This is a genomic window from Ideonella sp., assembly GCF_041918995.1.
In the GTDB taxonomy this organism is placed as follows: domain Bacteria; phylum Pseudomonadota; class Gammaproteobacteria; order Burkholderiales; family Burkholderiaceae_C; genus Ideonella.
In genome coordinates, this window is the sequence record NZ_JAYRUN010000025.1 from 1 (window position 1) to 20,956 (window position 20,956).

The 20,956-nt window shown below is 69.5% G+C and carries 23 protein-coding genes and 1 tRNA gene; 9 read left to right on the forward strand and 15 right to left on the reverse strand.

The annotated features are described in order from the left end of the window. The first annotated feature begins 235 nt into the window (after positions 1-235). A complete protein-coding gene (locus ACE3UN_RS17930) occupies positions 236-625 on the forward strand; it encodes a hypothetical protein (protein ID WP_374676356.1) in 390 nt (129 codons plus the stop codon). 31 nt (positions 626-656) lie between these two features. Here the strand turns inward: ACE3UN_RS17930 and ACE3UN_RS17935 are convergent, their stop codons facing one another. After that, positions 657-1,196 carry a PaaI family thioesterase gene (locus ACE3UN_RS17935; RefSeq protein WP_374676357.1) on the reverse strand — a complete coding sequence of 180 codons (540 nt, stop codon included), beginning with the start codon at positions 1,194-1,196 and terminating at the stop codon, positions 657-659. Positions 1,197-1,244: 48 nt separating this feature from the next. Between ACE3UN_RS17935 and ACE3UN_RS17940 the strand changes: the two genes are divergently transcribed. After that, positions 1,245-1,733, forward strand: coding sequence for a MarR family winged helix-turn-helix transcriptional regulator (locus ACE3UN_RS17940; protein ID WP_374676358.1), 489 nt, complete (start codon positions 1,245-1,247; stop codon positions 1,731-1,733). On the opposite strand, the gene ACE3UN_RS17945 is transcribed toward ACE3UN_RS17940, so the two are convergent. The 7 genes from ACE3UN_RS17945 to cysS form a co-directional block, all read right to left on the reverse strand. Further along, positions 1,685-1,987, reverse strand: coding sequence for a hypothetical protein (locus tag ACE3UN_RS17945; RefSeq protein WP_374676359.1), 303 nt, complete (start codon positions 1,985-1,987; stop codon positions 1,685-1,687). The two genes, ACE3UN_RS17940 and ACE3UN_RS17945, sit on opposite strands and share 49 nt — an antisense overlap. A gap of 273 nt (positions 1,988-2,260) precedes the next feature. Next, positions 2,261-2,353: transfer RNA gene (locus ACE3UN_RS17950), tRNA-Ser, on the reverse strand. Between the two features lie 66 nt (positions 2,354-2,419). Continuing rightward, a complete protein-coding gene (locus tag ACE3UN_RS17955; protein ID WP_374676360.1) occupies positions 2,420-3,721 on the reverse strand; it encodes an aspartate kinase in 1,302 nt (433 codons plus the stop codon). 82 nt (positions 3,722-3,803) lie between these two features. Beyond that, complete coding sequence (tilS, locus tag ACE3UN_RS17960) at positions 3,804-5,123, reverse strand: tRNA lysidine(34) synthetase TilS (RefSeq protein ID WP_374676361.1); 1,320 nt, start codon at positions 5,121-5,123, stop codon at positions 3,804-3,806. A gap of 25 nt (positions 5,124-5,148) precedes the next feature. Next, a complete protein-coding gene (locus tag ACE3UN_RS17965; protein ID WP_374676362.1) occupies positions 5,149-6,120 on the reverse strand; it encodes an acetyl-CoA carboxylase carboxyltransferase subunit alpha in 972 nt (323 codons plus the stop codon). A gap of 29 nt (positions 6,121-6,149) precedes the next feature. Further along, on the reverse strand, positions 6,150-6,806 hold the full coding sequence (locus ACE3UN_RS17970; RefSeq protein ID WP_374676363.1) for a DNA-3-methyladenine glycosylase: 657 nt from the start codon (positions 6,804-6,806) through the stop codon (positions 6,150-6,152). Position 6,807: 1 nt separating this feature from the next. Next, positions 6,808-8,184: a cysteine--tRNA ligase gene (gene cysS, locus ACE3UN_RS17975; protein ID WP_374676364.1), complete on the reverse strand. Its 1,377-nt coding sequence runs from the start codon at positions 8,182-8,184 to the stop codon at positions 6,808-6,810. A 143-nt stretch (positions 8,185-8,327) separates the two neighbouring features. Between cysS and ACE3UN_RS17980 the strand changes: the two genes are divergently transcribed. The 4 genes from ACE3UN_RS17980 to ACE3UN_RS17995 are packed head-to-tail and all read left to right on the forward strand — an operon-like array spanning position 8,328 to position 10,981. Beyond that, entirely contained in the window at positions 8,328-8,894 is a 567-nt protein-coding gene (locus ACE3UN_RS17980; protein WP_374676408.1) for a peptidylprolyl isomerase, read from the forward strand. Positions 8,895-8,899: 5 nt separating this feature from the next. Next, the gene (locus ACE3UN_RS17985; RefSeq protein WP_374676365.1) at positions 8,900-9,403 is read left to right on the forward strand and encodes a peptidylprolyl isomerase; all 504 of its coding nucleotides are present in this window, start codon (positions 8,900-8,902) and stop codon (positions 9,401-9,403) included. Between the two features lie 43 nt (positions 9,404-9,446). Then, a complete protein-coding gene (locus ACE3UN_RS17990) occupies positions 9,447-10,181 on the forward strand; it encodes a UDP-2,3-diacylglucosamine diphosphatase (protein WP_374676366.1) in 735 nt (244 codons plus the stop codon). A gap of 14 nt (positions 10,182-10,195) precedes the next feature. After that, on the forward strand, positions 10,196-10,981 hold the full coding sequence (locus ACE3UN_RS17995; RefSeq protein ID WP_374676367.1) for a zinc-dependent peptidase: 786 nt from the start codon (positions 10,196-10,198) through the stop codon (positions 10,979-10,981). Positions 10,982-11,040: 59 nt separating this feature from the next. Here the strand turns inward: ACE3UN_RS17995 and clpA are convergent, their stop codons facing one another. Together clpA and clpS are read right to left on the reverse strand one after the other, a co-directional pair. Next, complete coding sequence (clpA, locus tag ACE3UN_RS18000) at positions 11,041-13,359, reverse strand: ATP-dependent Clp protease ATP-binding subunit ClpA (protein WP_374676368.1); 2,319 nt, start codon at positions 13,357-13,359, stop codon at positions 11,041-11,043. Then, positions 13,356-13,712, reverse strand: coding sequence for an ATP-dependent Clp protease adapter ClpS (gene clpS, locus ACE3UN_RS18005; protein WP_374676369.1), 357 nt, complete (start codon positions 13,710-13,712; stop codon positions 13,356-13,358). The genes clpA and clpS overlap by 4 nt, the downstream gene beginning before the upstream one ends. A gap of 228 nt (positions 13,713-13,940) precedes the next feature. Between clpS and ACE3UN_RS18010 the strand changes: the two genes are divergently transcribed. Next, complete coding sequence (locus ACE3UN_RS18010) at positions 13,941-14,204, forward strand: cold shock domain-containing protein (RefSeq protein ID WP_374676370.1); 264 nt, start codon at positions 13,941-13,943, stop codon at positions 14,202-14,204. Between the two features lie 110 nt (positions 14,205-14,314). Continuing rightward, positions 14,315-14,923, forward strand: coding sequence for a diguanylate cyclase (locus ACE3UN_RS18015; protein WP_374676371.1), 609 nt, complete (start codon positions 14,315-14,317; stop codon positions 14,921-14,923). Here the strand turns inward: ACE3UN_RS18015 and ACE3UN_RS18020 are convergent. Next, complete coding sequence (locus ACE3UN_RS18020; RefSeq protein WP_374676372.1) at positions 14,896-15,360, reverse strand: DUF2269 family protein; 465 nt, start codon at positions 15,358-15,360, stop codon at positions 14,896-14,898. The two genes, ACE3UN_RS18015 and ACE3UN_RS18020, sit on opposite strands and share 28 nt — an antisense overlap. Further along, entirely contained in the window at positions 15,357-16,643 is a 1,287-nt protein-coding gene (locus ACE3UN_RS18025) for an SDR family oxidoreductase (protein WP_374676373.1), read from the reverse strand. Before ACE3UN_RS18025 ends, ACE3UN_RS18020 begins: the two co-directional genes overlap by 4 nt. A gap of 116 nt (positions 16,644-16,759) precedes the next feature. Here ACE3UN_RS18025 and ACE3UN_RS18030 point away from each other — a divergent pair, with 116 nt between their 5' ends. Further along, the gene (locus ACE3UN_RS18030; RefSeq protein ID WP_374676374.1) at positions 16,760-17,290 is read left to right on the forward strand and encodes a hypothetical protein; all 531 of its coding nucleotides are present in this window, start codon (positions 16,760-16,762) and stop codon (positions 17,288-17,290) included. A gap of 65 nt (positions 17,291-17,355) precedes the next feature. On the opposite strand, the gene icd is transcribed toward ACE3UN_RS18030, so the two are convergent. From icd to hemN, 3 genes are all read right to left on the reverse strand, one after another. Continuing rightward, entirely contained in the window at positions 17,356-18,609 is a 1,254-nt protein-coding gene (gene icd / locus ACE3UN_RS18035; protein WP_374676375.1) for an NADP-dependent isocitrate dehydrogenase, read from the reverse strand. 109 nt (positions 18,610-18,718) lie between these two features. Beyond that, the gene (locus ACE3UN_RS18040) at positions 18,719-19,453 is read right to left on the reverse strand and encodes a sulfite exporter TauE/SafE family protein (RefSeq protein ID WP_374676376.1); all 735 of its coding nucleotides are present in this window, start codon (positions 19,451-19,453) and stop codon (positions 18,719-18,721) included. A gap of 3 nt (positions 19,454-19,456) precedes the next feature. Continuing rightward, entirely contained in the window at positions 19,457-20,908 is a 1,452-nt protein-coding gene (gene hemN / locus ACE3UN_RS18045; RefSeq protein ID WP_374676377.1) for an oxygen-independent coproporphyrinogen III oxidase, read from the reverse strand. Positions 20,909-20,956: the final 48 nt, after the last annotated feature.

The window sequence follows — 20,956 nt, forward strand, 5'->3', positions numbered from 1 at the left end:
CAGCTGGCGGCGCTAGGCCGCTGAGCCCAGCGCGGCAAGCGGCCGGCGCATGGCGGGGCGAAGGCACCGCCGCGCGCCGCGTTTGATCCACTCGACGGCCCGGCGCCATACGCGACAATGTGTATTATGTCAAATACCGGATCGGCACATGGCTGCGCGGGGCCGCGTCCGCCTTCCGGCCGTCCCCGGCAACCATCCCGGCCCCTTCACGCGTCCATTCCCGTACATTGCGGCGATGCCTACCCGCTCGATCCTCTCCACCTGCCTGGCCGCGGCCGCGCTGGTCTGTGTCCGCCCGGCCGAGGGCGCTGGCGTCATCTCCATCGACTGGGGGACCACCGGCTCCTTCCAGCGCACGGTGTCCGTGGAGCCCGGCCGGTTCGTGGAGGTGTGCGGCGCGCTCCCGGCACCCATGTCGGTGGCCTGGCGCTTCGAGGCCGACACGGCGCTCGACTTCAATGTCCACTACCACGAGGGGCAGAAAGTCAGCTACCCGGAGAACCGCAAGGGCCTGCGTGATGCGAGCGGGACCCTCGCGGTCACCACCCCACAGGAGTACTGCTGGATGTGGACCAACCCCTCAGCCAGGACGACACGCCTGCAGCTCACGCTGGAGCGACGCTGACCTCGGGCCCCGGGGTGACTGCCTGGGGCGGTCACCCCGCCCGGTGCTCGAACACCAGGCACGTGGAGGTGCCGTGCGCGTACAGCGTGTCGTCCGGCCCATAGAGCCGGGCCTCGGCGGTGGCCAGCTGACGGCCGCAGTGAACGACCCGCGCCTCGGCACGCACGCGGCGAACCGTGGGGCCGATGGCCTTGACGAGGTTCAGGCCCAGTTCGGCGGTGGTGTAGCCTCGACCGGGAGGCATCTTCGTGTGGACCGCGCAGCCGAGCGCGGAATCGAGCAGCGTGGCGTACCAGCCCCCGTGGATGCCACCCATCGGGTTGAGGTGGTCGGGTCCGGGCCGGCCCTGAAACACCGCGGTGCCCTCGCCCACCTGCACCAGCTGGAAGCTGAGCGTGCGGGCGATGGGCGGGTAAGGCAGTTCGCCGCGGAGCATGGCCTGCAGCGTCTGCAGCCCGGTCATCCCGGCCACTTGGTCGGGTGTGGCCACGCCGCATCCAGCGCCAGCGTCCAGCCGCCGCTCGATCTCTTCCTCGAGCGCCAGCCAGGTGGCCAGGGTGTCGTCGTGCATCGCGCCTCCACGGTTGTATATGCAATGGTTGCATCTACAATACGTTGCATGGACCGAACCGTCAAGCCTCAAGGTTGCACGAACCTGAAGCTGCGCCAGCTGATGCGGCGCGTGGCCCAGCACTACGACGCCGAGGTGGGCAAGACGGGCTTGAAAGGCACGCAGTACTCGCTGCTGTCCTATGTGTTGAAGCTGGGGCCGGTGCGTCCGGTGGACCTGGCACACGCCGCGCGGCTGGATGCGTCCACCCTCACCCGCAACCTGCGTCCGCTGGTGGATGCGGGGTGGGTCGAACTGGGCGCCGGGCCGGACGCCCGCAGCCGCCTCGTCGCCATCACGCCGGCCGGCGTGCACAAGCGCGCGGAGGCGCAGCGCCACTGGCGCGTGGCGCAGGAATCACTCAATCGTCAGTGGGGTGCCGACCGCGTGCAGGCACTGCACGCAATGCTGGACGACTGCCTCGCCCTGCTCGAAGGCGACGGTGGCCCTCAGTCGGTGGGGTCGCCGAAACGGGCAAAGAACGCGTCGGCGGCGTGAGCCGCCGCGGTCACCGTCAGGGTGACGGTGACCCACCCGGCGGCTTCGTGCTGCACCAGGCAGTCGGCGTCCCAGGTGGCGCCCTCTTCCACGGCGCCCTGCTGGCCCGGGAACCGTGCGTGCAGCCAGTCCATCACCTGCTGCACGTCGGCCATCACGGCCGCGTGCCTGTCCTCTTGGGTCGAGGCCTGGGCCTCAAAGCACTGGGTGCCGTCGGTGGTCTCGGCGCGTTCGAACAGCAGGTGGATGAGCACTCGTGCGGGACGTGGCGTCAGCCGCGGAACCCGCTGGACGCGGAGTCCGCCAGGTAGGCGACGATGGGCAGGAAGAAGAAGATGGCCAGGACAGACATGGTTCGGTTCTCGTGGAGCTGAATGGAGGGTGTGATGGCTTGTGGCCACGCACACCGTCATCATGCCCCGAACCAGGGTTAACCCTTATCTGTAACAGAGGCCGGAACGCGGCGTAGTTCGCTGTCCGTCAAGAAAAAAGGCGCCCGGTCAGCCCGGGCGCCTTCTTGCAGGAGGTGGCGGAGACGGAGGGATTCGAACCCTCGATGGAGCTTTTGACCCCATACTCCCTTAGCAGGGGAGCACCTTCGGCCACTCGGTCACGTCTCCAGCCGAAGCTCGCATTCTAGCCACAAACCGTGGCGCTTTTTGCGCCGCCCACCAAAGATTCGAGGCTCACTCGGCCTCGTCTTCCTTGGTGGTGGCCGTGGCGGCATTCGGGTCGTCCAGGCCGAACACGCGGTGCAGCGCGCGCACCGCCAGTTCCATGTACTTCTCGTCGATCACCACCGAGGTCTTGATCTCGCTGGTGGAGATCATCTGGATGTTGATGCCCTCCTCGCTGAGCGCGCGGAACATCCTGCTCGCCACGCCCACGTGGCTGCGCATGCCGATGCCCACGATGGACACCTTGCAGATCTTCGGGTCGCCGATGACTGTGGCCGCTCCCGTGGCCGGCTGCACCTTGTTCTTCAGCAGCTCCAGCGTGCGCTGGTAGTCGTTGCGGTGGACGGTGAAGGAGAAGTCGGTCTTCCCGTCGTGCGAGACGTTCTGGATGATCACGTCCACGTCGATGTTCGCGTCGGCCACCTCACCCAGGATCTGGTAGGCGATGCCGGGCTTGTCGGGCACGCCCATCACGGTGACCTTGGCCTCGTCGCGGTTGAAGGCGATGCCAGAGACAACGGCTTGTTCCATCTTTTCGTCTTCCTCGAAGGTGATCAGGGTGCCGGACTTGGCTTCCTCGTTGATGTCGATGTCCCACGGCGTGAAGCTGGACAGCACACGCAGCGGCACCCGGTACTTGCCGGCAAACTCCACCGAGCGGATCTGCAGCACCTTGGAGCCGAGGCTGGCCATCTCCAGCATCTCCTCGAAGGTGATGGTGGTCAGGCGGCGGGCCTCCGGCACCACGCGCGGGTCGGTGGTGTAGACGCCGTCGACGTCGGTGTAGATCAGGCACTCGTCGGCCTTGAGCGCCGCGGCCACGGCCACGGCCGAGGTGTCGGAGCCGCCGCGGCCCAGCGTGGTGACGTGGCCACCCTCGTCCACGCCCTGGAAGCCCGTGATGATGACCACCCTGCCCTGCGCCAGGTCGGCCCGGATGCGGGCGTCGTCGATGCTCTGGATGCGGGCCTTGGTGTAGGCCGAATCGGTCTTGATGGGCACCTGCCAGCCGTTGTAGCTGACGGCCTCCATGCCCTCGGCCTGCAGCGCCAGGGACAGCAGGCCCACGGACACCTGCTCGCCGGTGCAGGCGATCATGTCGAGTTCACGCAGCATGGCGGGCGTCTGCCGGGCCGGCGACACGTCCTTGGCCAGGCCCAGCAGGCGGTTGGTCTCGCCGCTCATGGCCGACGGCACGACCACCATCTGGTGCCCGGCGCGCGCCCATTTCGCCACCCGTTTGGCCACGTTGCGAATGCGCTCCGTGGTGCCCATCGAGGTGCCGCCGTACTTGTGAACTATCAGTGCCATGGCTGGTGCAGTCGCTCGCTCGTGAAACCTATCAATTTTAGCTGTTGCGCTGCAGCATCCGGCCAACACAAGCTGACACCGCTCAGGCGTCGGCGACCCAGTCGATCACGCAGCGCGGCTGCCCCGGGGCCGCGGCGGCGCGGGCATCCAGGCCCAGGCCGGGCACGAACACCAGCGCCTCGGCGGTGGCCACCACCGGGGCCTGGCGCAGCCAGGCGGACAGGCCGGCCGCCTGGAACTGCTTCTTCAGCGCCCGCACCGGGCGGCCCGGGCCTGACTGGAACACGTCCCCTGGCCGACGGTGCCGCAAGACCGCCGCTGACAGCAGCGAGACCGGTACCCCGCCCTCCTCCACCGGCCGCAGCACCAACGTCCCGCCCCATGCCGGCAGCCGATGTGGCCCGAGGTGGCGCCAGTCGATGGCGCAGGGGGCGATCTGGGCCTCAGGCGGCGCAGGCAGGCGCGACCCCACCCGCAGGCGCCCTCGGTACAGGCGCAGCTCATGCGCCGCGTCCAGTGGCCAGCAGGCGGTCGTGGCACCCGGCAGTTCCCGCGCCAGACGCGTCAGCAGGGTGTGGCGCACGACAGACGGGTCGGGTGCGTGCTGCCGCAGCCAGGCGCGCAGCGCCAGCTCACGCCGGGCGGGGCCCAATGCGCACCAGGCGGCCTGGTCCAGGGCCTGCATGTCGTCGTGAGCCCGCACGCCGTGGAGATCCTGTGCCGCCACCTCGTCCAGCACGGTGGCGGCCAGCGCCGCCTGCCGCGCGGCCTGGGTCAGGGCGAGTTCAGCGTCGGGGAAGGCGGCCACCAGCGCGGGCCAGACGGAGGTGCGCAGCCGGCTGCGGGCATAACGCGGGTCGCGGTTGCTGGGGTCGTCCACCACGCCCAGTTGCCAGGCGTGCACATAGGCGTCGATCGCCTTGCGCGGCATGTTGAGCCAGGGGCGCGCCCACACCAGCCCGCCGCGCTCTGCGGTGCGCGGCATGGCCGCCAGCCCGGCCGCGCCCGCGCCGCGCAGCAGCTGCAGCAGCACGGTCTCGGCCTGGTCGCGGCGGTGGTGCGCCAGCAGCACCATCGCCGCGTCTGCACCGCGAGCCATGCGCGTCAGGGCCGCATAACGTTCCCGGCGTGCCCAGGCTTCGACGCTGTCTCCGCGCGCTGGCGAACCTGGCAGGCGCTCGACCTCGCAGCGCACCGGCAGGCCGTCGCGGGCCCATTGTTCACATTGCACCTGCACGGCCCGGCACCACGCGTCGGCATCGGGCATGAGACCGTGGTGCACGTGCAGTGCCACCACCTGCACCCCCATGCCCGCCGCGGCGCGCGCGGTGGCATGCAGCAGCGCGGTGGAATCCCGGCCGCCGCTTGCCGCCACCGCGACCGTGCGCGAGGCAGCGGCCATGGCCCGCCTGCCGGGGCTGCCCGCCTCAGCGGGCGGTGGTGTCGTTGTAGCGGCCGTAGCTCTTCAGGCGCTCATAGCGCCGCTGCAGCAGCTCCGGCACCGACAGATCGGCCACCTGGCGCAGGGCATCGACCAGGCCGCGCTTGAGCTGGGCGGCCATCTGCTTGGGGTCGCGGTGCGCACCGCCCACCGGCTCGTTGACGATCTTGTCGATCAGGCCCAGCGCCTTCAGGCGGTGCGCCGTGATGCCCAGGGCCTCGGCCGCGTCGGATGCCCGCTCGGCGGTCTTCCACAGGATGGACGCGCAGCCTTCCGGGGAGATGACCGAGTACACCGAGAACTGCAGCATCAGCACCTGGTCGGCCACGCTGATGGCCAGCGCGCCGCCGGAGCCACCCTCGCCGATGATGGTGGTGATGATGGGCACCTCGAGCTGCGCCATCTCGAAGATGTTGCGGCCGATGGCCTCGGACTGGCCCCGCTCTTCGGCGCCCACGCCGGGGTAGGCGCCGGGCGTGTCGACAAAGGTGAACACCGGCAGGCCGAACTTCTCCGCCAGCTTCATCAGCCGCAGCGCCTTGCGGTAGCCCTCCGGGCGCGGCATGCCGAAGTTGCGCAGCGCGCGCTCCTTGGTGTCGCGCCCTTTCTGCTGGCCGATGACCATGCAGGCCTGGCCGTTGAAGCGCGCCAGTCCGCCCACGATGGACTGGTCGTCCGCGTAGGTGCGGTCGCCGTGCAGCTCCTGGAACTCGGTGAACATCTCGTTCACGTAGTCCAGCGTGTAGGGGCGCTGGGGGTGCCGCGCGATCTGCGTCACCTGCCAGGGGTTGAGCTGCGTGTAGATGTCCTTGGTGAGCTGCAGGCTCTTCTTGTCCAGGCGCTCGATCTCCTCGGAGATGTCGACCGCCGATTCGTTCTGCACGTAGCGCAGTTCCTCGATCTTCTTCTCGAGCTCGGCGATGGGTTGCTCGAACTCCAGGAAATGGCGTTTGCTCATCGGATGGTCCTCGCGATGGTTGCAGTGAATCAGTATTCGACGGGCAGCGGATCGAGGCTGCGCCAGATGTACCACGTGGCCACCGAGCGGAACGGGGCCCAGCCCTCGCCCAGCTCGCGGGCCTCGGCGCGCGACACCGGCTCGCCGCTGAAATAGCTCTGGGAGATTCCCTTGAGCAGCCCCAGGTCGTCCAGCGGCAGCACGTTCGGCCGCATCAGGTGGAAGATGAGGAACATCTCCGCCGTCCAGCGGCCGATGCCCCGGATGGCGACCAGCTCGTCGATGATGGCCTCGTCGTCCATCTGCTGCCACTGCCGCACGTGCACGGTGCCGTCGGTGAAGTGGCGGGCCAGGTCGGTGAGGTACTCGGCCTTGCGCGCGGACAGGCCCGCGGTGCGCAGGGTCAGCGGGTCCAGTGCCAGCACCCCCTGCGGGGCCAGCTTGTGCGGTGGGCCGCCCACCACGGCAGCGAAGCGGTCCCAGACCGATTGCGCCGCCTTCACGGAAATCTGCTGGCCCACGATGGAGCGCGCCAGGGTGGTGAAGGCATCGCCCCGGCTCTGCAGGCGGGCCTCGCCGAACTGGGGGATGAGCTTCTTCATCACCCGGTCGCGCTTGGCCAGGTGCCTGCAGGCATCGTCCCAGTAGTCCGGCGTCACGCCCGCAAGGTTCGCAGCGCGCGGCATCTCAGGCCTTGACCCAGGTCGTGCCCTGCGGCGTGTCCTTGAGCAGGATCCCGGCGGCCTGCAGCTCGTCGCGGATGCGGTCGGCGGCGGCGAAATCGCGCGCCTGCTTGGCGGCCTGGCGCGCGGCGATGCGCTCGGCGATGGCGGAGTCGTCCAACCCGGCACCCGCGCGCAGGAAGGCGGTGGGGTCCTGCTGCAGCACGCCGAGCGTGGCGGCCAGCGAGCGCAGCAGTACGGCCGTCTCCCGGGAACCTGACCGGTTCACCTCGGCGGCCAGCTCGAAAAGCACGGCCATCGCCCCGGGCGTGTTGAAGTCGTCGTCCATCGCCGCCTTGAAGGCCGCGGCGGGCGCCTGCGTCCAGTCCACCTCGCCCGCTTCGGGCGAGCCGCCTGCCTGCAGCGCGGTGTAGAGCCGGCGCAGGGCGCTGCGTGCATCATCCAGGTGCGCGTCGCTGAAGTTGAACGGGCTGCGGTAGTGCGTGCGCAGCATGAAGAAGCGCAGCGTCTCGCCGTCGAACTTCTGCAGCACGTCGCGGATGGTGAAGAAGTTGCCGAGCGACTTCGACATCTTCTCGTTGTCCACGTTGAGGAACCCGTTGTGCAACCAGTAGTTGACGAACGGGTGGCCGAGCGCGCCCTCGCTCTGGGCGATCTCGTTCTCGTGGTGGGGAAACTGCAGGTCCATGCCGCCGCCGTGGATGTCGAAGCGCTCGCCCAGCAGGGCGCACGACATGGCAGAGCACTCGATGTGCCAGCCCGGCCGGCCCGGCCCATAGGCGCCGTCGTACTTCGCGTCGGCCGGCTCCTCGGCCTTCGCGGCCTTCCACAGCACGAAGTCGAGCGGGTCGTCCTTGCCCTCGGCCACCGCCACGCGCTCGCCCGCGCGCAGCTCGTCGATGGACTTGCCCGACAGCTTGCCGTAGCCCGGGAACTTGCGTACCGCGTAGTTCACGTCGCCATTGCGGGCGCGGTAGGCCAGGCCCTTGCCTTCCAGCGTGGCGATCATGTCGAGCATCTGCGGCACGTACTCGGTGGCGCGGGGCTCGTGGGTGGGCGTGGCGATGCCGATGGCGCCGATGTCGGCGCGCATGGCGGCGATCATCTCGTCGGTCAGGGCACGGATGCCCATGCCGCGCTCGACGGCCCGGCGGATGATCTTGTCGTCGATGTCGGTGATGTTGCGCACATAGGTGACACGCAGGCCGCTGGCCTGCAGCCAGCGGTAGACGACGTCGAACGCCATCATCATGCGCGCGTGCCCCATGTGGCACAGGTCGTAGATGGTCATGCCGCACACGTACATGCGCGCATGGCCCGGCTCGAGGGGGACGAAATCTTCGACCCGGCGGGTCAGGGAGTTGTAGATGCGCAGGGCCATCAACGCAGTGTCGACAGGCGCGGTGGGCTCACCGGTGCGGCGCTGGCTGCCAGGGACACGATCAGGGTCTCCAGGCCGGGCGCCCGTCGTGCGGGGGTCGGTAGAATCGGCGGAGTATAGCCAAGGAGACTTTTCACGTGACGATCCGTGACACCGTGTGTTCCCGCACCGCCCGTTCGCTGCTGGCCGGCCTGGTGCTCGGCGTGGGTGCGCTGTCCCCTGCCCTCGCGCAGAAGGTGCGCCTGGCCACGAGCATGGGCGACATCGTGCTCGAGCTCGACGCCGCCAAGGCGCCCAAGACCGTCGACAACTTCGTGCAGTACGTGAAGGCGGGCCACTACGACGGCACCGTCTTCCACCGCGTGATCGACGGCTTCATGGTGCAAGGCGGTGGCATGAAGCCCGACATGGCCGAGAAGCCTACCCGCGCGCCCATCAAGCTGGAGGCCGGCAACGGCCTGTCGAACGTGCGCGGCAGCATCGCGATGGCGCGCACCGCGGCGCCCGACTCGGCCAGCGCCCAGTTCTTCATCAACGTCGTGGACAACCCTCGCCTGGACACCTACGGAGGCGGCTACGCCGTCTTCGGCAAGGTGGTCGACGGCATGGAGGTCGTCGACAAGATCAAGGCCGTTCCGGTCGGCAACAAGGCCGGCCACCAGAACGTGCCCGTGCAACCCGTGCTCATCAAGAAGGCCTCGTTGGAGTAAGCCGCATGACCAAGACCGTTGAACTCACCACCAGCGCGGGCGTGATCCGCCTCGAACTCGACGACGCCAAGGCGCCCCAGAGCGTGGCCAACTTCCTGGCCTACGTGAACAAGGGCCACTACGACGGCACGGTGTTCCATCGCGTGATCAAGGGCTTCATGATCCAGGGCGGCGGCATGACCCCCGACATGAAGCAGAAGCCCACGGAGGCGCCCATCCAGAACGAGGCCAACAACGGCCTGAAGAACGACAAGTACACCATCGCCATGGCGCGCACCAATGCGCCGCACTCGGCCACGGCGCAGTTCTTCATCAACACCAAGGACAACGGCTTCCTCAACTTCACCGCCGAGTCGCCCAGCGGCTGGGGCTACGCGGTGTTCGGCAAGGTGGTGGCCGGTACCGAGGTGGTCGACGCCATCGAGAAGGTGCGCACGGGCAACAAGGGCTTCCACGATGACGTGCCGCTCGAGGCCGTGACCATCGACAAGGCCGTCGAGATTGCCTGACCCGGCTGTCGCCCATCTGCATCTGCCACCGTCCGCGCGGACGGTGGACTTCATTTCCGACCTCCATCTCGCGCCGGAGCTGCCCCGCACCGTGGCGGCGTGGCGCGCCTATCTGGTGCGCACCCACGCGGACGCCGTGGTGATCCTCGGAGACCTCTTCGAGGTGTGGGTGGGCGACGACGCCGCCACGCTGCCCTTCGAGGCCGCCTGCGTGAGCGCCCTGGCCGACGCCAGCCGGCGCCGTCCCGTGTACGTGATGCGCGGCAACCGCGACTTCCTCCTGGGTGCCGCGTTCTTCGCGGCCACCGCGGCGACCGACCTGCCCGACCCGGTGGTGCTGCACGCGCCAGGCTGCGGCGATTCCCCGGTGCTGCTGTCTCATGGTGACGCCTGGTGCCTGGCCGACGAACCGTACCAGCGCTTCCGCGCGCAGGTTCGCACACCCGCCTGGCAGGCCGCGTTTCTCTCGCGCCCGCTGCCCGAGCGCCTGGCACTGGCCGCGCAGATGCGTGCCGCCAGCCGCGAACACCAGCACGGCCACGGCCCCTCGGCCTATGCCGACGTGGACACCGCCACGGCGCTCGCATGGCTGGGCGCCGTGAAGGCGCGCACCCTCATCCACGGCCACACCCACCGCCCCGGTACCGAGGCATTGGCCGACGGGACCGTGCGCCACGTGCTCAGCGACTGGGACGCCGACGGCCCGGGTGCGGCCCGCGGTGAGGTTCTGCGCTGGAGTGCCGGCGGTTTCCGCCGCCTGCTGCCTGAACAGGCCTGACGCCGGTCGCCACCATGGGACTGGCCGCACTGGGACGCCGACTCGCGCGCTGGCGCGACGAACGCGCGCTGCGACGGCACGCCATTCCAGGCCCGCTGTGGGACGCCGTGGTGGCCGCCTATCCGTTCATCGCGCGGCGCGGGGTCGACGACCGCGCGGACCTGCGTCGCCTGTGCAGCCTGTTCCTGGCCCGCAAGGAATTCCACGGAGCCCAGGGCCTGACCGTGACCGACGAGATGGCCGTGGCCATTGCCGCGCAGGCCTGCCTGCCCATCCTGCGCCTGGGCATCGACGCCTACGACGGGTTCGTCGGCATCGTCGTGCACCCGGACGAAGTGGTGGCCCCCCGCGAGACCATGGACGAGGATGGCGTGGTCCACGCCTACGATGAGACGCTCACCGGCGAGGCGATGGACGGCGGGCCTGTCATGCTGGCCTGGGCGGACGTGCTCGCGGCCGGGGACACCGCGGAGATGGCCTACAACGTCGTCATCCACGAATTCGCCCACGTGCTGGACATGGCGGATGGCGTGGCCGATGGCGTGCCACTGCTGCCCACGGCTGCGGCGCGTGACGCCTGGATCGCGTGCCTGGATGTGGAGTACGAGCGCTTTGCCGCCCGCGTCGAGGCGGACGACGAGGCGACGCTGCTCGACCCCTACGGCGCCGAGGGGCCGGAGGAGTTCTTTGCCGTTGCCGCGGAAGCATTCTTCGTGGCGCCCCAGGGCCTGCGTGGCGAACACCCGGCGCTGTACGGTCTGTTGGCCAGCTACTTCCGCCAGGACCCCGCGGCGCGCTGAAACGACGCGGGGCGCCCGAAGGCGCCCCGTGCATCCCGATGGCCGCGGCCCGGCGGGTATCAGGCGGCTGCGGCTTCCGCCTTGGTGGGCTTGTCGCCGCCGCTCTTGCCGGAGGGCTGGATGTCCAGCACCGTCTGGCCCTCGGCGTCCACGTCCACCGTGAGTCGGCCGCCATCGACCAGGCGGCCGAACAGCAGCTCGTCGGCCAGTGCACGGCGGATGGTGTCCTGGATCAGCCGCTGCATCGGTCGTGCGCCCATCAGCGGATCGAAGCCCTTCTTGGCCAGCTGCTTGCGCAGCGCGTCGGTGAAGGCGACCTCCACCTTCTTCTCGGCCAGCTGCTCTTCCAGTTGCAGCAGGAACTTGTCCACCACGCGCAGGATGATCTCCTCGTCCAGCGGACGGAACGAGACGATCGCGTCCAGGCGGTTGCGGAACTCCGGCGTGAACAGGCGCTTGATGTCGCCCATCTCGTCGCCCTGCTCGCGCCGGGTGGTGAAGCCGATGGTCGACTTGTTCATCGTCTCGGCGCCCGCGTTCGTGGTCATGATGATGATCACGTTGCGGAAGTCCGCCTTGCGGCCGTTGTTGTCCGTCAGCGTGCCGTGGTCCATGACCTGCAGCAGCACGTTGAAGACGTCCGGGTGGGCCTTCTCGATCTCGTCGAGCAGCAGCACGGCGTGCGGCTTCTTCGTGATGGCCTCGGTGAGCAGGCCGCCCTGGTCGAAGCCCACATAGCCCGGAGGCGCACCGATCAGCCGGCTCACCGCATGGCGCTCCATGTACTCCGACATGTCGAAGCGGATGAGCTCGATGCCGAGGATGTACGCCAGTTGCTTGGCCACCTCGGTCTTGCCCACGCCGGTGGGGCCGCTGAAAAGGAAGGCGCCGATGGGCTTGTCGGCCTTGCCCAGGCCCGAGCGCGCCATCTTGATGGCCGCGGCCAGCGCATCGACGGCCGGATCCTGGCCGAACACCACGCTCTTCAGGTCGCGCTCGATCGTCTTGAGCTTGCCGCGGTCGTCATTGGACACGCTGGCCGGCGGGATGCGGGCGATCTTGGCGACGATCTCCTCGACCTCGTTGCGGGTGATCGTCTTCTTCTGCTTGCTCTTGGGCAGGATGCGCTGCGCGGCACCGGCCTCGTCGATGACGTCGATCGCCTTGTCCGGCAGGTGGCGGTCATTGATGAACTTGGCCGACAGCTCGGCGGCGGCCTGCAGGGCCCCCAGCGCGTACTTCACGCTGTGGTGCTCCTCGAAGCGCGACTTCAGGCCCTTGAGGATCTCCACCGTCTGTTCCACGGACGGCTCCACCACGTCGACCTTCTGGAAGCGCCGCGACAGGGCCGCGTCCTTCTCGAAGATGCCACGGTACTCGGTGAAGGTGGTCGCGCCGATGCACTTCATCGCACCCGACGACAGCGCGGGCTTGAGCAGGTTGCTCGCGTCCAGCGTGCCGCCCGAGGCGGCGCCCGCGCCGATCAGCGTGTGGATCTCGTCGATGAACAAGATGCTCTTGGGGCTGTCCTTGAGCTGCTTGAGCACGCCCTTCAGGCGCTGCTCGAAGTCCCCGCGGTACTTGGTGCCCGCCAGCAGCGCACCCATGTCCAGCGCGTAGACGGTGGCGTCGGCCAGCACCTCGGGCACGTCGCCCTCGGTGATGCGCCAGGCCAGGCCCTCGGCGATGGCCGTCTTGCCCACGCCCGCCTCACCCACCAGCAGCGGGTTGTTCTTGCGCCGGCGGCACAGCACCTGGATCACGCGCTCCACCTCGTGCTCGCGGCCGATCAGCGGATCGATCTTGCCGTCCTTGGCCTGCTGGTTGAGGTTGGTCGTGAACTGGTCCAGCGGCGAGCCCTTGCCGTCGCCGGCGGCGCCGTCTTCCTTCTCGCCGTCGCCCGACGAGCCTTCATTGCCCTTCTGCGGCTCGGGCGGATCCGACTTCTTGATGCCGTGGGCGATGAAGTTCACCACGTCCAGGCGCGTGACGCCCTGCTGGTGCAGGTAGTACACGGCGTGGGAATCCTTCTCGCCGAAGATGGCGACCAGCACGTTCGCGCCGGTGACCTCCTTCTTGCCGCCGCCGGTGGACTGCACGTGCATGATGGCGCGCTGGATCACCCGCTGGAAGCCCAGCGTGGGCTGCGTGTCCACCTCTTCGGTGCCGCCCACGGTGGGCGTGTTCTCGCGGATGAAGGCGACCAGGCTCTTGCGCAGGTCCTCGATGTTGGCTGCGCAGGCGCGCAGCACCTCGGCCGCGGAGGGGTTGTCCAGCAGCGCGAGCAGCAGGTGCTCGACGGTGATGAACTCGTGCCGCTGCTGGCGCGCCTCGACGAACGCCATGTGCAGGCTGACTTCCAGTTCTTGCGCGATCATGCGGCCTCCATAATGCATTGAAGCGGGTGCCCCGAGCGGCGTGCCGCGGCGAGCACCAGCTCGACCTTGGTGGCCGCGACGTCCTTGGAAAAGACGCCACAGACGGCCCGACCCTCATGGTGAATCTTCAACATGATGAGGGTCGCGGCTTCAAGATCAAGCCTGAAATATTCCTGCAGCACCATCACGACGAATTCCATCGGCGTGAAGTCGTCGTTCAGCATGACGACCTGGTACATGCGCGGCGGTTCCGTCTTGGCTGCCTGCCGCTCGGCAACGACCGAGCCTTCCCCCTCGTTCGGCCGCGTGACCGAGGGCGGTACAACGGGTGGCTTGGGCGCTTTGGAGGGCATGAAATCAGTATAGCCAGTTGACCCTTGGCGGGCAGACAGGGCGGATCTTCGCCGCAGACGGCCTCCGGCCATTGGTCGAAAAGCGCCAGGGCGGCGGCCATATGCGCTGCGGGGTGCGCGCTTCACCCAGCAAGTGACGCGCCACGTGTCACGTCATTGACAGCGCCGCCGACCGGCCCCAAAAATACCAGGATAAGCCCACAAAAGCAGGGCATTCAGGGGAACCACATGGATCTGGTCGGTACGGTCAAATGGTTCAATGACGCCAAGGGATTTGGCTTCATCGAACCCCAGGGAGGCGGCGACGATGTCTTCGCCCACTTTTCTGCCATCCAGATGGATGGCTTTCGCACCCTGAAGCAGGGCAGCCAGGTCGTCTTCGAACTGGTCCAGGGGCCCAAGGGCCACCTCGCCCAGAACATCCGGGCCGTGCCGTCTCACGCCGCCACGGCGGCGGCTGCCGCCACGACGGACAGCCCGTCGGTGGTCTGAGCTCTGCGCGGGGCCCCGGCCCGCGCTCCACGCACCCAGCCCGTCTTTTCCGGGCAGGTATGCCCGTTGCCTTCCGCGGGCAGGCGTTCGCCTGAGCGCGGAGGATGGCCATGCCCGGCCTGGACGATGCATTGCGGGGTGTGCTGATGTACGTGCTGGTGCCCGTGTGGGCAGCCGCGGGCGTCGGCGACTGGTGGTGCCATCGCCGGGACGACATGGCGCACACGGCAGGGTGGCGCGAGGCGGCCTTGCACCTGGTGATGCTGGCCATCCTGGGCCCGGCGGTGCTGCTGGCCCTGCTGGCCGAGATCACCGCAGGCGTGCTGGGGCTGCTGCTGGCGGCCTGCGTGCTCCATGAGGCGGTGTTCTGGTGGGACCTGCGCTATGCCAGCCGGCACCGGGTGATTGGCCCGATGGAGCAATGGGTGCACGGCGTGCAGTTCGCGGCCCCGTGGATCGGGCTGGCCGGTGTGGCGCTGCTGCACCGCGCGCAAATGCTGGCCATGGCCGGCCACCCTGCCGCCGGGCCGCCCGACTGGTCGGTTCGCTGGAAGCAGCCGGCCCTGCCGCCCGATTACCTGGTGGGGGTGGTGGTGGCCGGCCTGGCCGTGATCGCCCTGCCCTTCCTGAACGAGCTGTGGCGCTGCGTGCGCGCCCGGCGTGCCACGCAGGCCGCCCACGCGGACACCTCTCAGGCCGGCTTGGCCACCATGAGGTAGAAGACGGCCAGCAAGGCGAAGAACGCGGGAAAGCCCAGCGCCACCCACCAGCGCAGCAGCCGCCAATAGCGCGCGGGCAGCGGGCTGCCGGTGTCGACGGCGGCGCGGGCCAGGTCGCGCATGCGCAGCTGCAGCCAGATCACCGGGAGCCAGCATGCCCCGGCGAAGAGGTACAGCCCGATGGACCAGGCCAGCCACGGCGTGTCCAGCGGCATGCCGGCCAGGCGCGCCATCCACCATCCCGTCAGGGGCTGCACGACCATGGCGCTGGTGGTGAAGAGCCAATCGGCCAGCACGACATGCCGCGCGACCACCGCCACGGCCCGTTCATCCCGGCTGAGGCTGGCCGTGAGCATGTAGTACGCGGAGCCGATGCCGGTGCCGAACAGCACCGTGGACGACAGCACATGGATCCACTTGAGCCAGAGGTAGGTCATGGCCTGCGCTCCAGGGCCAGCAGCAGCCCGAGGGCGGCCAGCATGGGCAGGTTCTTCAGCACCGGCCCATACGGATGGGCCCAGAACTCCGGCAGCTTCCAGGTGATGACGGCCGTGTAGAACGCGATCAGCCCGATCTGCGCCCACCACAGGCGTCGCCCGGGGCAGCACAACGTGGCCACGCCCAGTCCGAAGTCGAAGGCGGCGGCGCCGTACAGCAGCCACAGGGCCGTCGCGCCGGTGGCGCCCACGCGGGCCAGCAGTTCCAGGCTGTCCTGCACCGGGTAGATGCCGGCCGACACCGCGGCCGTCACCAGCCAGACCATGGCCAGCGACACGCGCAGCAGCGCCACCCACGGCGCGCCCCGCGCGGCTTGCCGCAGCCAGGCGCCCTCCGGCCCCACGAAGGCCATCGGCGGCCGCGGCGCACGCCCCAGGGCCTGGGCGAATGGCAGCGCCGGTGCCACGTTCCCGCGCTGCAGCATCTGCCAGGCCTCGGGCGTGAGCAGGCTGCCCGGCCACCAGCGGCCGGCCCGCGCCGCCAGGGACACCGACCACGCGGGCAGGCGCACGACACGCGCCTCTGCCAGTCCCAGGCCGTGGCGAAGCACCTGCAGGTAGTGGGCCAGGTCCAGGGGCCGGGGGCCGACGGCGGCCAGGCGCCCCGACGCGGGCACGGGCGTTTGCGCCCACCGCACGACCGCGGCCGCCACGTCGTCCACGTGGACGGGCTGCACCTGCCCTGCCCCGTTCGGCACCGCCAGCCAGGGCAGGGCCGCCCACCGGAGGAACACGGAGGCACTCGCGCCGTCCAGGCCGAACACCAGCGACGGCTGCAGCACGAGCGCCTGCAGGCCACTGGCCAGGACGGCGTCGTCGCCCGCCCGCTTGCTGAGGTGGTAGGGCGTGCGCGCCGCCTCGTCGGCGCCCAGCGCCGACACGTGCAGGAGGCGACGAACGCCAGCCGTGACACACGCCTGGCACAGCGCGCGCGGGACCTCGTGGTGCAGCAGCTCGAACTGGCCAGGCCGCGCCTCGCGGAAGATGCCCACGGCACAGACGACCAGCTCGATCCCCTCGAGGGCCGGCTGCCAGGCCTCCGCCGACGGCATGTCCTCGGTGGCCATGACGATCCATTCGCGCCGGGGGGCGCCGGCGTCGTCCACCGGGCGGCGGACGGTGCCGTGCCGCGTGGTGCAGCGCAGCCGGTGCCCGGCGTCTTCGAGCGCCTGGGCCACATGGCGGCCGATGAACCCGGTGGCGCCGATCAGCAGAATGTGCACGGGAGGATCCTGGTGGGACGCGGCGTCGGGCTCACCCCGCGGTACGTGACTTGCCCCAGGGCGCGGCAAGTGGCATGCCCCACGCCGGCATGCCCGGAGTCACCACGGAGACGTCCATGCCCTTGATCATCCCCACCCTCCTGATGTCACTGTCCCGGCGGTCGTCGCCCGGGTTCTCGGAGAGCCTGCCGCGCCATCTGCCGGGCCTCGTGGCCGCCGGCGCGCTGGCCAACCTGCTGTCCATGGCGGTGATGGCCTGGCGCGGCCGGGCGGAAGCGGGCAGCGCCGCCGCGCCGTTCAATGCGGTCAGCCACTGGGTGCATGGGGACCGTGCGCTGCGCCTGGACACCGCGGACCTGCGGCACACCGCCGTGGGCACCGCCATCCACACGGGCAGCTCGCTGTTCTGGGCCGCCGTGTACGAGTATCTGATCTGCCGCCGCGAGCCGCCGCCCAGCACGTCAGGCCTGGTGGCCGGGGCCGCCGGCGTGGCCACCCTGGCCGCCGTCACGGATTTCGCCCTCGTGCCTCGCCGCCTGACGCCCGGCTTCGAGCACCGGCTGTCGATGCGCAGCCTCGTGCTCACCTACAGCGTGTTCGCCGCCGGCCTCGCGCTCGGCGGCTGGCTGGCGCACCGGCAGGACTGATGGCCCTGCAGATGTGACGAGGCCCCCGGGACCTGGTGGTGCCGGGGGCCTCGTTCACGGGAGCATCACATGTGCTCGATCATCACCTGGCCGAAGCCGGAGCACGACACCTGCGTCGCGCCGTCCATCAGGCGGGCGAAGTCATAGGTGACCTTCTTGCTCTGGATGGCGCGTTCCATCGAGCTGATGATCAGGTCGGCCGCTTCGATCCAGCCCATGTGGCGCAGCATCATCTCGGCAGAGAGGATCTCGGAACCGGGGTTGACGTAGTCCTTGCCGGCGTACTTGGGCGCGGTGCCGTGGGTCGCCTCGAAGCAGGCCACCGAGTCAGACAGGTTGGCACCGGGGGCGATGCCGATGCCGCCGACCTGCGCGGCCAGCGCGTCGGAGATGTAGTCGCCGTTCAGGTTGAGGGTGGCGATCACCGAGTACTCGGCCGGGCGCAGCAGGATCTGCTGCAGGAAGGCGTCGGCGATGGAATCCTTGACGACGATGTCCTTGCCGGTCTTCGGGTTCTTGAACTTGCACCACGGGCCGCCGTCGATCAGCTCGGCGCCGAACTCGCGCTGGGCCAGGGCGTAGCCCCAGTCACGGAAGCCGCCTTCCGTGTACTTCATGATGTTGCCCTTGTGGACCAGGGTCACGTTGGGCTTGTCGTTGTCGATCGCGTACTGGATGGCCTTGCGCACCAGGCGCTCGGTGCCTTCGCGCGAGACCGGCTTCACGCCGATGCCGGAGGTCTCGGGGAAGCGGATCTTCTTGACACCCATCTCCTCGACCAGGAACTTGATGACCTTCTTGGCCTTGTCGCTCTCGGCTTCCCACTCGACGCCGGCGTAGATGTCCTCGGAGTTCTCGCGGAAGATGACCATGTCGATCTTCTCGGGCTCCTTCACGGGCGAGGGCACGCCCTTGAAGTAACGCACCGGGCGCAGGCACACGTACAGGTCGAGCTCCTGGCGCAGCGCCACGTTCAGCGAACGGATGCCGCCTCCCACCGGGGTGGTCAGCGGGCCCTTGATCGACACCACGTAATCGCGCAGCGCGGCCAGCGTCTCCTCGGGCAGCCACACGTCCGGGCCGTACACCTTGGTCGACTTTTCGCCGGCGTAGATCTCCATCCAGTGGATCTTCTTGGCGCCGCCGTAGGCCTTGGCCACCGCCGCATCCACCACCTTGATCATCACCGGCGTGATGTCGAAGCCGGTGCCGTCCCCCTCGATGTACGGAATGACGGGGTTGTTCGGGACGTTGAGCGAGAAGTCCGCATTGACGGTGATCTTCTGGCCGCCCTCGGGCACCTTGATGTGCTGGTACATGTGGCTTGGCTCCGCGATTGCGAAAGAGGTGGTGAAAAGGGGTTTCGGAACCTGAAATTCTAGTTCAGGCGACCTGTCGGCCGGCTGACCACCCCGATGCGGCCCGGGGCTAGGAGACGCACCAGAGCACCGCGTCGGTGATGAGGTCGTGCCCCATGGCCCAGGCCGATGCGCCGACCAGCAGCGCGCCGGCGACGCGGATCGCCCAGGCGTTGACGCGCGCGGCGTCCAGCGACAGCGCCGCCTGACCGGCCACGCCGCCACCGGATTGCCAGCGCATCCACAGCCACGGGGCCAGCCCGAGCGCCGGTGCGGACGCGAGGCCGAAGGCACCCATGGCCAGGGCGCCCCCCGCGGGCGTGTTGGCCAGGGCCGCCACCACCAGCGCAGACTGCAGCAGGCCGCAGGGCCAGGCCGCCCAGGCCACGCCCGCCGCCGCCGCCTTCACCGGGCCTTGCATGCGCTGCCAGCCCGCGGCGTCGGGCCGGGCCGCCGCGGGTGCGCGCCCCACCCGCTCCAGCCAGGCCGGCTGCCGGCCGGTGACCAGCAGCCAGGCGCCGAGCGCCAGGGCGGCCACGTGCAGCAACGTCCACACGGGCCGCAGCACCGGTGCGGCGGCGCTGAAGGTCTCCAGGGCGCCCACGCTGGCCGCCGCCACGGCACCCGCCGCGGCGTAGCCCAGCAGCCGGCCGACGTGGAAGCCCGTCCACGCATGGGTGCTGCCGCGTGCGCCCCCCGAGCAGGCGCGCACGGCCGCCGCGCTGGGCGCACTGCACATGGCGACGCAATGCACCGACCCGGCCAGGCCGAGCAGCAAGGTGGTGAAGGCGAGCGCGAGGTCCACGCGTCAGATGATGCGCGAAAAGCGCTCGCGCACCTGGTCGGCGCGCAGATGCCGGTCGAACACCATGGCGATGGCGCGGACGAAGAACCAGCCCTGAGCCGTCACCTGCACGGCGTCCGGCTCCACGACCACCAGGCCCTCGTCGGCGAAGCGCTGCAGCTCGGCCAGCTCGGTGCGGAAGTACTCGCGCAGGTTCACCAGGTAGGCCAGCTCCACCGACTCGAACTCCAGCCGGCCCTGGCACATGATCGCCATGATGACGGCGCGGCGCAGCAGGTCGTCGCGCGTCAGCGCCAGACCGCGCACCACCGGGAACTGGCCCTGCGCGATGGCGTCGTAGTACTCGGGCAGCGTCTTGGCGTTTTGGCTGTAGGTGGCGCCCATGCGGCCGATGGCGGAGACGCCCAGTCCGATGAGGTCGCAGTCGGGCTGGGTGCTGTAGCCCTGGAAGTTGCGGTGCAGCCGCCCCTGCCGCTTGGCGGCGGCCAGCGCATCGCCCGCCAGCGCGAAATGGTCCATGCCGATGTACGCGTAGCCGTGGCCGAGGAAGCCGGCGATCGCGCCCGACAGCATGGCCACCCGGTGCTCGGGCGGCGGCAGGTCGGCCGGGTCGATGCGCCGCTGCGGCTTGAACCGCTGCGGCAGGTGGGCGTACGCGTACAGGGCGATGCGGTCCGGCCTCAGCTCGGACACCTGCGAGACGGTGCGGGCGAAGGACGCCGGCGTCTGCCGGGGCAGGCCGTAGATCAGGTCGGCGTTGATCGATTCGAAGCCCAGGCGGCGGGCATCGAGGATCAGGTCGCGCACGCTCTCGAAGGACTGCACCCGGTGCACCGCCTTCTGCACCTCCGGATCGAAGTCCTGGATGCCGAAGCTGATGCGGTTGAAGCCCATGGCCCGCAGCGCCGCCAGGCGCTCGGCCGACACGGTCCGCGGGTCGACCTCGATGGAGACCTCGGCGCCGGGGACGATGCGAAAGGCGGCACCGAGCCGCTGCATCAGCTCGGCCAGTTCCTCGTCGCTGAGGAAGGTGGGCGAGCCGCCGCCCAGGTGCACCTGCGTCACGGCCTGCGGCGTGCCGAGCGCCTTGACGTGCAGGTCAATCTCGGCGTGCAGTGCGCGCAGGTACTCCGCCGCCCGGCTGTGGTGCCGCGTGATCACCTTGTTGCAGGCACAGTAGTAGCACACCGACTCGCAGAACGGGATGTGCACGTACAGCGACAGGGGCGACGTGCCGCCGACCGTGGCGCCTTCGGCGCGCTGGCGCAACGCACACAGGTAGTCCGCGGCACCGAATGCCTCGACGAAACGGTCCGCCGTCGGATACGATGTGTAACGAGGGCCGGGCACATCGAAACGGCGCAGCATCTCCGGGCTCAACGAGGCAGCCACGGAGTCCGGGCGGGCGGCAGCGTCGGATGACGCGGCCGAGGCGGCAGCGGGCGAAGTCAGCATGACCTGCATGGTGGCGCCCCCGCGCGGGCGCGAGCTTGATGTGGCTCA